A 10,720-nucleotide genomic window follows, 5' to 3' on the forward strand; every position below is an offset into this window, starting at 1 on the left:
TGTTGAATACAGAAATCATCTTCTTGATGCCGCCTAACTTTTTTTAAAATGTCCTTTACAAAGGGTACGGATTAGAAATTACCTTCGTTTCTTTTTTATTCGTATGAAAGGGCAGTAAGACCCTCACACTGATTCAAGTTTCGCTTTATTATTTTGCCCATTCACTCACTTGTTCTACGCTCATTCGTGGTGCAGGATGGCCTTTTAAAGTTGATTCCCCAATTGTAATAAGCATAATTGGTACATAGCGAGATGAAACATTGAATTCTTCTGTAAGTGCTTGTGGGTTGAAACCACCAATCGCACAAGTATCCCAGCCAGTTGCTTTAGCTGCAAGCATAAGTTGCATTGCTGCTAAAGATGCATTTGAAAAGGCTGCATCTCTTGGGAATTGCTCACGGGCATATGCAGACTCAATATTTTTAGCTAAGCGTTCTTTTGCTTCTTCTTTCATAAATCCTTGTTCTACAATTGGACCATAAACGGGTTCAACGTTTTTATAAGCTTCTAAATCACCTAAAATAGCGACTACAGCAGAAGCATCAAGAATTTGTTGTTGGTTATAAGCAATTGGATGTAATCGTTTCTGTACATCTTCACCTTGGAATACAAGGAATTTCCAATGCTGTAAATTCCAAGCGGAAGGTGCTTGAGCAGCTCCCTTTAAAATCTCGTGTAACTCTGTAGATGAAATTTCTTTCTCTGGGTTGAATGCACGTGTAGATGTGCGTTCATATAAAACATTAAAAAAGTTTTCATTTGTCATTATATATCCTCCAAATTACATATCAAATTATGAAAAAAATACATGTAATATATTCTACTTACATTTTGTAAGTTATCGAATTTAAGAATATAATATCTTTATTTTAATTGTCAAGTTTTCAAGCGGAAGCTAGGGCATTCATACAAACGATACAATTCCTATAATCATACACTAAAAAAGGAATTTATAGAGTGAAAAAGCAAAGATAACATTCTCAATTAGCTTGTTAACATGTATCCCTCACTCATTAAAGTTTTTAGAGAACAGTTTTTTATAAAATGCTTGTGAGGAATTCTGTAGAACAAGATATATGAAGTGAGTGAAGACTAGTGATGAACATACTACATTTTTTATTAGAGAATACGGTTTTCCAAAATGTATTACAAGATCTTCAGTTAAATGTCCTTTATATAGAAAATGGATGCACACATCAACAAACGATAGAAAATATCCATCCAAAATGTATGTTTATAGCAAATAGTTTTGAAGAAGGAGAAGTATTATTTCAGAGGACTAAACCACATATTGTAATTATGTATGTAACAGATTTTTCTCAAATAAAATATATAAAGAATATGTATAATCCACAGAGTACATTTATTGTCATTTGGGATCAACAAATAACAAGCGAGTTTGCAGAGGTACTTACGTTAGGAATACGTAATATTGTGATAGCCCCTGTGACTCCGCAAATGGTGTTAGAGGAAGTAAATAAAAGTTTATATCAGCTTTCTTTAGTGCGGCAAGTAAGTTTGCAACAAGAACTACTTCAAACGATGTTTGATTTTCGAAATGATCTATTATTTATAGTAGAAGACGATGAGATTGTTGATTGTAATACAAATTTTTTAGAGTTTTTCGGATATGAAAATTTGTTTGCTTATCGTGAGCAACATTTAGTATTTGCTGAACATCTTATTAGAGAAAATGGATACTATTCAACAACTCATGATATAACATGGTTAGATGATACATTATCATATGATAGAAGAATTAAGATGTCCAACTATGAAGGGGAAGTGTCAACTTTTTTATTGCGTGCGACACCATTGCCAGAAGATTTATCAAGATTTATTGTGAAGTGTACAGAGATTACCGAATTAGATGAAATCTATCAAGAACAAGAAAGACTTGCTATGATAGATTCGTTAACAGAGATTTATAATCGTTTGAAATTCCAACAAATACTCGAGGCAGAATGGGATAATGCGATGCGTAATAATGAAAACATAGCACTTATTTTATTTGATATAGATAATTTTAAAGCAGTAAATGACACGTATGGCCATGATTTTGGTGACTTAGCATTAATTGAGCTTGCAGAGCTCATGAAATCTAAAGTGGAGCAGCAACATGTATTTGCTAGGTGGGGAGGAGAAGAATTTATTATTTTAGTAACGAATACAGTAGAAAAAGAAGCATTTCAAGTTGCGGAATCATTACGATTTTTCATTGAAACAAAGCAATTCTCAGGGATTTCGAAACTAACAGCGAGCTTTGGAGTTGCATTATATGAAAAAGGGATTACAAGAGAAGAATTAATGCAACGAGCGGATATTGCATTATATGAAGCGAAAAAAAATGGGAAAAATCAAGTGTGTGTATATAGAAAAGAAAAAAAGTGATTTTTCGCAACAAATTGTTGCGATTTTTTTTTATTACTTGATAATAGAGTGTAGGGGGGATTTTGAACGAAGGAATTATGGAGGAACAAAATGATAAAAAAAATAATGATGATAGTTTCAATATGTGCTTTAGTTTGTGGAGGAGTATACTATTTTCTCTATAATTCTAATATAAAGGAAAATAAAGAATTAACAACTAAGGTGAATCCTGCTGTTGAATCAGAAGTACAAGAGAATATAGAAGAAGAAAAAGAAAAGCAAATTGATTACGCTAGCATATCTCAAAAATTAGATCAATATTTAGTCGGAAAGCAATTCAATGGAACAGTTTTGGTAACAGATAAAGAGCATGTTATATTGAATAAAGGATATGGGTATGCTGATGTTCAATATAAAATAGAAAATACGCCTCACACAAAATATCGTATCGGTTCTATTACGAAAACAGTTGTGGCTACATCTATTTTACAATTGCAGGATCAAGGTAAGCTAAATATTCAAGATAATGTAAATAAATATATTCCTTCATTTCCGGAGAATAAAAATATTACGTTATATCATTTATTAACGCATACCTCTGGTTTACATGAACACGCAAAAGGCAATGTTAATGCTGCTTCCCGTTTACAGTTAATTAATTGGATTGGACGTCAAAATTTAGAATTTCCTGCAGGAACAGGTTGGAGATATACAGATTATAATTATATGGTGCTTGCCTATATAATAGAACATATATCGAAAAAACCTTTAGGAGATTATATAAAAGAAAATATATTTACAAAAGCAGATATGTATGAATCTGGTATGGGAAATATGGTACCTGGAGATAAAAATTTTACAAAGGGTTATGTGAAAAAAAATCAAGAGCTTGTACCGGCGCAGAAGGTAGGCATGGATTGGCTATATGGTTGTGGTGAGATGTATACGACAGTTGGAGATATGAAGAAATTAGACGAAGCAATTATAAATGGAAAACTTCTTTCTGAACAAAGTATACAAGCGATGTTTTCACCTTCACCAGAACGAAAATATGCATTTAGTTTTTACATATATCCGGATTATTTTCATAATCATGGTGTACTATCTGGTTGGAACACTTTCAATAATTTTAATAAAGAAAAAGGGACTTTTGTTATTTTATTTTCAAATGTGAAAAATAGTATGGATGATGACTTCAATAAAGATTTCCGAAAGATGGTAAGTGATTTATTAGAACAAAGGGGATGAGAAAATGAAACATAAAAATGTATCAATTGGTTTCATTGGTATTGGTGTAATGGGAAAAAGTATGGTGCGTCATTTCATGCAAGACGGTCATACAGTATATGTATATAATAGAACAAAATCGAAAACAGACTCTTTAGTACAAGATGGTGCAAATTGGTGTGATACACCGAAAGAGTTAGTAAAGCAAGTTGATGTTGTAATGACTATGGTTGGGTATCCACATGATGTAGAAGAAGTGTACTTTGGGATAGATGGAATTTTGGAGAATGCAAATGAAGGTACGATCGCAATTGATTTCACGACATCTACACCAACATTGGCAAAACGTATTAATGAAGCCGGTAAAAGTAAGAATGTATATACGTTAGATGCACCTGTATCTGGAGGAGACGTTGGTGCGAAAGAAGCAAGACTCGCAATTATGGTCGGTGGAGAGAAAGAAATATATGATAGATGTTTACCGTTATTTGAAAAACTAGGAACAAATATTCAGTTGCAAGGGCCTGCTGGAAGTGGACAACATACAAAAATGTGCAATCAAATTGCGATTGCTTCTAATATGATTGGAGTATGTGAAGCTGTTGCTTATGCAAAAAAGGCTGGATTAGATCCTGATAAAGTATTGGAGAGTATTTCAACGGGAGCAGCAGGTAGCTGGTCATTAAGTAATTTAGCTCCTCGAATGTTAAAGGGAGATTTTGAACCAGGTTTTTATGTAAAGCATTTTATGAAAGATATGAAGATCGCGTTAGATGAGGCTGAAAGATTACAATTACCAGTACCAGGTTTAAGTTTGGCGAAGGAATTGTATGAAGAGCTAATAAAAGATGGGGAAGAAAATAGCGGAACACAAGTGTTATACAAAAAATATGTAAGGGGGTAAATGAGATGGATCTTCAAAAATTTGATGAGATGATTGATACTGTACAAAGAGCAACATGTATACAAATTAATGAAAAACAAAAAGAAGCTTTTAAACAAAAATATGATTTTGAACCGAATTTCGAATATGGAAGAGATGAGAAAGGGCATTACGTTATTCGAACTTCAAAAAAGATGCTAGAAGAAATGGAATTTTATTTGGCATTGAAATATGATCGAGATGGAGTTGACCTTTACATGGAAGCGGAGATTGATGGTATATATCATGTATCTGTTAGCTATAGTGAAGACGCTTTGCACCTACAAGAATTGTTTCAATTTCTAGAAGAAAAAAAATAAAAGTCCTCATTTGAGGACTTTTATTTTTAATTTTGTAATTATAAGCTAGAAGCCCGGCGGCATCGTTTCATTGGGAATGGAATAACTTGCGCGATGTGATTAGGACCAAATTGTTTTGTACGAGCATGGCGTATTATATAAAATGCACACAGAATTGAAACAGGAATAGCACCGAACAACCCGAAAAATAAAGCGCTTACACAATATGCAACAAAACCTAAAACACCAACTTCTAATTCTTCCATAATAGCTCCTAGAATAATAGGAAGTGCTCCACACGTAACCCCTAGTATAAGTGCGATAAGTAAACTCATGATTATCCCCCTCTGTTTGCGATATTTTTTCCTTCTTAGTTAATTGTAGTATATCATATATAAAACAGAATTTTCAGAAAAATTCAAAAAAAGTTCAATAAATGTTCAAAAAGTATTAATAAATATACTTGAAAAATTGAAGGGAGAGATTGTACTGAAAAGAAGGAATAATACGGTTAGAACCATAAAAAATCAGGCTTATTTCAAAATGAAATAAGCCTGTTCCATAGGAGGATGTATATATGTAGAGTGAATAAAAGGTTGGAAAAGGGGGTCCAAGACCTTTTATTCAACTAACTACCTTAATAGATTGGAACCCAACCTTCAGTTGTAACAAAAATACGAATAGCTACAACTTGACGATTATCTTGCAAGGTAAAATAATGTCTTGCATTTTCAGGAACAGATATGAGATCGCCTGGCTCAAGTTCAACGTCAAAGAATGTCCCATCTTTTCCTTCAATGGCAAAGATGCCATGACCACTAACAATAAAGCGAACTTCATCATCAGTATGATGGTGTTCTTTTTGAAAATTAATTAATAATTCGTCAAGGTTAGGTGTGCTATTTGAAAGTGAAATTACATCATGTGCTTTATAACCTCGGCGTGCTGAAACATCAGCAATTTCTTTTGAAAACACAGCTAATATTTCAGCTTTGTTTTCATCTGTTAATGAGTAATTTTCTTTTAAATGAGTAGGAAGTTTGGAAATATTCCATTTCTCATATAAAACGCCTTCCTCTTGTAGAAATTTTGATACTTCCACTTCATTTTCAATGCGAGTATTTATTTCATGAATACGAATTTGCGCCATTAGAAACGCCTCCTTGAATTGATAATAGTTTTATATGAAATTGGAATAAAAACTCATAAGCTTCTAATCTTTTCTTTGCATCAAAGCTATCTCGGCCCCATACGGTAATACCATGGTTACGGATTAATACTGCCCCCGAATCTCCCTGTATATGCTTGCGGAAGTTTTCTCCAAGCTTTGGGATATGAGCATGGTTTTCGATAATAGGAATGTGAATTGTTGCATCTTCTTCCCAAATATCGAGAGCTTTAATAATTTCTTGATTTTGAAGTGTGACTGCATCACTATATAAATTTGTGATAACATTGTTATCAGTTGTATGAACATGAAGGACACACCCAGCATTCGTATTGTTATAAATATGTGTATGCAAGATTGTTTCTGCTGAAGGGCGTAATTCAGTCTCTAATACGGGAACCCCTAGATGATCTACTAGTAGAAAGTCATCTGGAGTCGTTTTTGTTTTATCTTTACCGCTTGCTGTAATGAGAAAAGTGAGTGGTTCATGACTAACCTTTATAGAAATATTACCACTCGTTGCTGGAAACCAATTTCGTGTTGTTAATTCTTTTTTTATCTCGCTTAAGTCATACCATTGACGAAAAAGTTGTTTCATAATTTCACCTCCAACAAATGTTTTAATTCAGTTTGAACATCGTGAAACGTTTCAAATGCTGTATAAGAAATATGATTTTCTTCGCATTTTGTAATAAGGAAATCACGAGCGAACACTTTATCCGCTTGTTTCGCAGCTTGTAAATCGGTAATTGAATCTCCAATTACAATATGGAAGTCATTCGTATCACTCAATTTACGGATGAGTGATGATTTACATAATCCGCAATGATTTTGACAAAGACGATCACAAGGATGAGGCCAATTCACCGTAATGTATTCATTTGAAAAATCTGTTTCATTACAGTAAATTTGCTCTTTTGGAATGAGTCCTTGTAAGAGTGGATAGACGAAGAAATCCATTCCACCTGATATAACATAAAAGGAAATATTGTTTTCATTTACAAATTGTATAAATTCATGAAAACCGTTACGAATTTCAGCAGTCTCTATTAAAAATTGAATAATTTCATCGTGCAGATTAGTAGGTATGAATTGAAATAATTGAGAAACACCTTCTTGAATAGATAGCTCTTGTGATAAAATTTTATTCTTTACTTCTTCAGCTTCTGGTGGTGCGAATTTTTCCATAATGGACATAATGTTATCATTATTTGTAATCGTGCCATCGAAATCACAAAATACTTGAATACTCATAATTTCACCTCATGAGAGGGATTTCCCCATATTTGTAGTGCGCTATGCAAATTTATGTCATCTACTTCATGGAGTGGTTTATTTTGCAAAGTAGCATCAATTGCAGCACGGAAAGCTTTACCGCCGCCCTGCGCCCCATTTGGATGTCCATGTATTCCGCCACCAGCATTAATAACAACATCTTTACCGAAATCTCGTACAATAAAGGGAACGAAACCAGGATGAATACCAGCAGACGGAACAGAAAAGCTCTTCTTGAAAAATACATCGTCTTCAGTTAAATATTTTGAGATAGCAAGAGCCTCCTCTTTTTCTAGCGCAACACTTCCGTATGGAGATGGGAATAATGAAAAGTCAGCCCCAGCATAACGGAGTAGCTTTCCAAGTAATAATGGTGATGAAACTCCATATAACTTGGATGCTGAATAAGCACCACTTACAGCGGGATGTGCCATAATAGGAACTGGGATTTCATCATCTTCTGCAAGTGATTGTAGTACATCTAGTCCGTAAGAGAATACGTTAAATAATAGAATATCGGCTCCAGCTTGCACTGCACGTTTCGCATTTTCTTTTAAATCAAAAGTTCGTCCTGTTAAATTTACGGCATATAACGTTTTATGTCCGTACGTTTCATATACGGATTGTAAAACTTCTTTTCCAGATATGATGCGTTTCGTAAGTGGTGTTAATGCATTTTCAAATAATATTTCATCATCTTTTACGATATCTACACCACCAATTGCTTGATCGCGTAATTGCGTTTTTAAATACCCAATATTTCGTCCAATCATTCCTTTAAAAATACTCATTAAAAGGGGACGATCATGTACTTGTAAAAGATTTCGAATACCATCTATCCCGAATTTTGGACCAGGAAAATGTTTTTTTAACTCGTCTGAAAAAGTTAAGTCAATTAATTTTACTTCGCCATCAAGGGATAGCTTTCCGAATGTAGTTGTTAAAATAGCTGGTAAATCTGGACTGAAATTTAATAACGGATATTCAATTTTAATAATCCCGCGTGTTACTTTTTTACGTAAATAAGAATTGGTATGTTCATGTTCAGCTAATTCCTCAACATGAATGACGTTGCCTTTATGTTGTTTTAATTGTTCTTGCAATAAATGCGGCAAATGAGTCCAAGAGCCAATTGTTAAACCGAGTGCAATTTGTTCAGCTTTTTTTTCTAAGTTATGTGAATCATCATGGATTAAATATGTCGCTATAATTCCGCTCATTGTTATAACCTCCTAGTTAAATAAAAAAACCTCTCAGCTAAGGAGAGGTTTTTTTACAACCAGCTCCTTATCTGTCAGCGTAATGCTGCGAGAATTAGCACCGTGTCTACAATTGTAGATCGGTTGCCGGGTTTCGTCGGGCTCGTCCCTCCACCTGCTCTTGATAAGAAGTATTTAGAAATGTTTAAATTTTTAAGATAACTGAATTTTGTCAGATATTTTTCATGTTGTCAATTACTTTTTGAAAAAATTTAATTTATCGATTCGATTAATGGCTTCTCGTAATCTATCTTCTGTATGCAAGAGACCAACGCGGACGTACCCTTCACCATGCTCACCAAATCCAACACCAGGAGCAACTGCGACATGTGCTTTTTCTAGTAAAATATTAGAAAATTGCTCAGAAGTATATCCTTTTGGACCAGGAAGCCATGCAAAAAATGACCCTGTTGGAATGTCTACATTCCAACCAATTGAGTGACAAGCTGAAATAAGAGCGTTTCTTCGAGATTCGTAACTATTTACAAGGTCTATGACGCAAGACTGTGAACTTAATAGTGCTTCGCGGGCAGCATCTTGAATGGCACCAAAAATACTAACATACATATGATCTTGTAATAAGTTAATTGTTTCAATGACACTTTCATTCCCTACCGCAAAAGCGATGCGCCAGCCAGCCATATTGAAAGTTTTCGATAATGTGTAAATTTCGATTCCTGTATCTTTGGCACCATCTGCTTGTAAGAAACTAACAGGTTTTTGACCATCGAATCCAATCGCACCGTAAGCAAAATCATGAACGACTAATATATTATGTTTATTAGCAAAATGAATGGTTTCATCAAAGAAATCTTTTGATGCAGTAGCACCGGTCGGATTATTTGGATAGTTTAAAAACATTAATTTTGCACGCTCGGCAATAGAGTCGTCAATTTTTGTATAATCTGGTAAAAACTTATTTTCTGCAATAAGCGGCATTGTTTCAAATTGTGCTTTCGCTAAAGCAACTCCTGATAAATAATCTGGATAGCCTGGATCGGGAACGAGAATTGTATCACCAGGGTTTGTAAAGCAAACTGGTAATTCTACTAATCCAGCCTTTCCACCAAACAATATAGCAACTTCAGTTTTCGGATTTACTACTACATCATATTCACGTTGATAGAATGTTGCCACGGCTTCTTTTAAGCTTTCATGTCCGCGAAATGGCGGATATTTATGATGAATGGTCTTTTCTGCAGCATCTTGCAAAGCTTTTACGATATGCTGCGGTGTTGGTTGATCTGGATTACCTTGACCTAGATTAATAACATCGTGACCAGCTGCTACAACTTTGTTAACTTTTGCAACAAGTGAAGCGAAAAATTGTGTTGGCAATGATGTTACTATCTCAGAAGGTTGAAATGATTTCATACTTTCCACCTCTTTTGAAAGTTGTTACAATTCTAGTGACAAATGATATAATCTTTCCAGTATTTTGTAAAGAAAAAAATAAGAATGGGGCTGAAAAAATGAAAGTCGCATGTATTCAAATGGATATTGTCTTTGGAGATGTAGAAAAAAATATTGAGAATGCTAAAAATAAAATAAGTGAAGCGATGAAAGAAAGACCAGATGTTATTGTTTTACCAGAACTATGGACAACAGGTTATGATTTAACGAGACTCTCTGAAATTGCAGATAGGGATGGATTGGAAACGAAAGAAAAGTTGATAGAATGGTCGAAACAATATGGTGTACATATTGTTGGTGGTTCTATAGCAAGGCAAACGGAACAAGGTGTTACAAATACAATGTATGTTGTAACGAATAAAGGAGAACTAGTCAATGAATATAGTAAAGTGCATTTATTTCAGCTTATGGATGAACATAAATATTTAATCGCTGGAAATCGTACTGGTGAATTTAAGTTAGATGATGTAGAGTGCGCCGGCACCATTTGCTATGATATTCGTTTTCCGGAGTGGATGCGCGTTCATACTGCTAAAGGTGCAAAAGTTTTATTTGTTGTAGCTGAATGGCCATTAGTTCGTTTAGCGCATTGGCGTTTACTATTACAAGCAAGAGCAGTTGAAAATCAGTGTTATGTTGTAGCATGTAATAGGGCAGGGAAGGATCCAAATAATGAGTTTGCTGGCCATTCTTTAATTGTCGATCCTTGGGGCGGTGCGACACGTTCCTAAGTGAAAAGCTTAGGCATTGTCGAACTTACAGTTCAACAGTGAACTGTCATTCCAAG

General features: G+C 34.4%; 12 protein-coding genes and 1 riboswitch. Of the genes, 5 read left to right on the forward strand and 7 right to left on the reverse strand.

Translation table 11 applies throughout. The annotated features are described in order from the left end of the window. Window positions 1-148: 148 nt before the first annotated feature. Window positions 149-766 (reverse strand): nitroreductase family protein, encoded by a 618-nt coding sequence (locus tag PDQ33_RS26640; protein ID WP_000180604.1) that lies wholly within the window; start codon window positions 764-766, stop codon window positions 149-151. Between the two features lie 332 nt (window positions 767-1,098). Between PDQ33_RS26640 and PDQ33_RS26645 the strand changes: the two genes are divergently transcribed. The 4 genes from PDQ33_RS26645 to PDQ33_RS26660 all read left to right on the forward strand — a co-directional run bounded on the left by PDQ33_RS26645 (window position 1,099) and on the right by PDQ33_RS26660 (window position 4,839). Beyond that, on the forward strand, window positions 1,099-2,391 hold the full coding sequence (locus PDQ33_RS26645; protein WP_001023204.1) for a GGDEF domain-containing protein: 1,293 nt from the start codon (window positions 1,099-1,101) through the stop codon (window positions 2,389-2,391). A 90-nt stretch (window positions 2,392-2,481) separates the two neighbouring features. Continuing rightward, window positions 2,482-3,618, forward strand: a complete 1,137-nt coding sequence (locus tag PDQ33_RS26650; protein ID WP_270756901.1) for a serine hydrolase domain-containing protein — start codon at window positions 2,482-2,484, stop codon at window positions 3,616-3,618. 4 nt (window positions 3,619-3,622) lie between these two features. Further along, a complete protein-coding gene (locus PDQ33_RS26655) occupies window positions 3,623-4,501 on the forward strand; it encodes an NAD(P)-dependent oxidoreductase (protein WP_000681095.1) in 879 nt (292 codons plus the stop codon). A gap of 5 nt (window positions 4,502-4,506) precedes the next feature. Next, window positions 4,507-4,839, forward strand: a complete 333-nt coding sequence (locus PDQ33_RS26660; RefSeq protein WP_000365613.1) for a DUF3909 family protein — start codon at window positions 4,507-4,509, stop codon at window positions 4,837-4,839. A gap of 38 nt (window positions 4,840-4,877) precedes the next feature. Here the strand turns inward: PDQ33_RS26660 and PDQ33_RS26665 are convergent, their stop codons facing one another. From PDQ33_RS26665 to PDQ33_RS26690, 6 genes are all read right to left on the reverse strand, one after another. Then, the gene (locus PDQ33_RS26665; RefSeq protein ID WP_270756903.1) at window positions 4,878-5,153 is read right to left on the reverse strand and encodes a hypothetical protein; all 276 of its coding nucleotides are present in this window, start codon (window positions 5,151-5,153) and stop codon (window positions 4,878-4,880) included. Window positions 5,154-5,455: 302 nt separating this feature from the next. Beyond that, window positions 5,456-5,968, reverse strand: a complete 513-nt coding sequence (locus tag PDQ33_RS26670; RefSeq protein ID WP_061132240.1) for a 1,2-dihydroxy-3-keto-5-methylthiopentene dioxygenase — start codon at window positions 5,966-5,968, stop codon at window positions 5,456-5,458. Next, entirely contained in the window at window positions 5,946-6,584 is a 639-nt protein-coding gene (locus PDQ33_RS26675; protein ID WP_061132241.1) for a methylthioribulose 1-phosphate dehydratase, read from the reverse strand. Before PDQ33_RS26675 ends, PDQ33_RS26670 begins: the two co-directional genes overlap by 23 nt. Continuing rightward, the gene (mtnX, locus tag PDQ33_RS26680) at window positions 6,581-7,240 is read right to left on the reverse strand and encodes a 2-hydroxy-3-keto-5-methylthiopentenyl-1-phosphate phosphatase (protein ID WP_000027458.1); all 660 of its coding nucleotides are present in this window, start codon (window positions 7,238-7,240) and stop codon (window positions 6,581-6,583) included. Before mtnX ends, PDQ33_RS26675 begins: the two co-directional genes overlap by 4 nt. Beyond that, window positions 7,237-8,481 carry a 2,3-diketo-5-methylthiopentyl-1-phosphate enolase gene (mtnW, locus tag PDQ33_RS26685; protein WP_000014190.1) on the reverse strand — a complete coding sequence of 415 codons (1,245 nt, stop codon included), beginning with the start codon at window positions 8,479-8,481 and terminating at the stop codon, window positions 7,237-7,239. Before mtnW ends, mtnX begins: the two co-directional genes overlap by 4 nt. Before the next feature lie 64 nt (window positions 8,482-8,545). After that, window positions 8,546-8,651: riboswitch (SAM riboswitch) on the reverse strand. 64 nt (window positions 8,652-8,715) lie between these two features. Continuing rightward, the gene (locus PDQ33_RS26690) at window positions 8,716-9,894 is read right to left on the reverse strand and encodes a pyridoxal phosphate-dependent aminotransferase (protein ID WP_270756905.1); all 1,179 of its coding nucleotides are present in this window, start codon (window positions 9,892-9,894) and stop codon (window positions 8,716-8,718) included. A 14-nt stretch (window positions 9,895-9,908) separates the two neighbouring features. On the opposite strand from PDQ33_RS26690, the gene PDQ33_RS26695 reads away from it, so the two are divergent. Next, entirely contained in the window at window positions 9,909-10,664 is a 756-nt protein-coding gene (locus PDQ33_RS26695) for a carbon-nitrogen family hydrolase (RefSeq protein WP_229137166.1), read from the forward strand. The last annotated feature ends 56 nt before the right edge of the window (window positions 10,665-10,720 follow it).

The organism is Bacillus cereus group sp. Bc031 (assembly GCF_027716265.1).
In the GTDB taxonomy this organism is placed as follows: Bacteria; Bacillota; Bacilli; order Bacillales; family Bacillaceae_G; genus Bacillus_A; species Bacillus_A paranthracis.

Coding starts and splice junctions, on each gene's coding strand:
- mtnX (WP_000027458.1), bottom strand. CDS start 7,240: ATGAGTATTCAAGTATTTTGTGATTTCGATGGCACGATTACAAATAAT.
- mtnW (WP_000014190.1), bottom strand. CDS start 8,481: ATGAGCGGAATTATAGCGACATATTTAATCCATGATGATTCACATAAC.
- PDQ33_RS26675 (WP_061132241.1), bottom strand. CDS start 6,584: ATGAAACAACTTTTTCGTCAATGGTATGACTTAAGCGAGATAAAAAAA.
- PDQ33_RS26650 (WP_270756901.1), top strand. CDS start 2,482: ATGATAAAAAAAATAATGATGATAGTTTCAATATGTGCTTTAGTTTGT.
- PDQ33_RS26670 (WP_061132240.1), bottom strand. CDS start 5,968: ATGGCGCAAATTCGTATTCATGAAATAAATACTCGCATTGAAAATGAA.
- PDQ33_RS26645 (WP_001023204.1), top strand. CDS start 1,099: ATGAACATACTACATTTTTTATTAGAGAATACGGTTTTCCAAAATGTA.
- PDQ33_RS26690 (WP_270756905.1), bottom strand. CDS start 9,894: ATGAAATCATTTCAACCTTCTGAGATAGTAACATCATTGCCAACACAA.
- PDQ33_RS26640 (WP_000180604.1), bottom strand. CDS start 766: ATGACAAATGAAAACTTTTTTAATGTTTTATATGAACGCACATCTACA.
- PDQ33_RS26660 (WP_000365613.1), top strand. CDS start 4,507: ATGGATCTTCAAAAATTTGATGAGATGATTGATACTGTACAAAGAGCA.
- PDQ33_RS26655 (WP_000681095.1), top strand. CDS start 3,623: ATGAAACATAAAAATGTATCAATTGGTTTCATTGGTATTGGTGTAATG.
- PDQ33_RS26665 (WP_270756903.1), bottom strand. CDS start 5,153: ATGAGTTTACTTATCGCACTTATACTAGGGGTTACGTGTGGAGCACTT.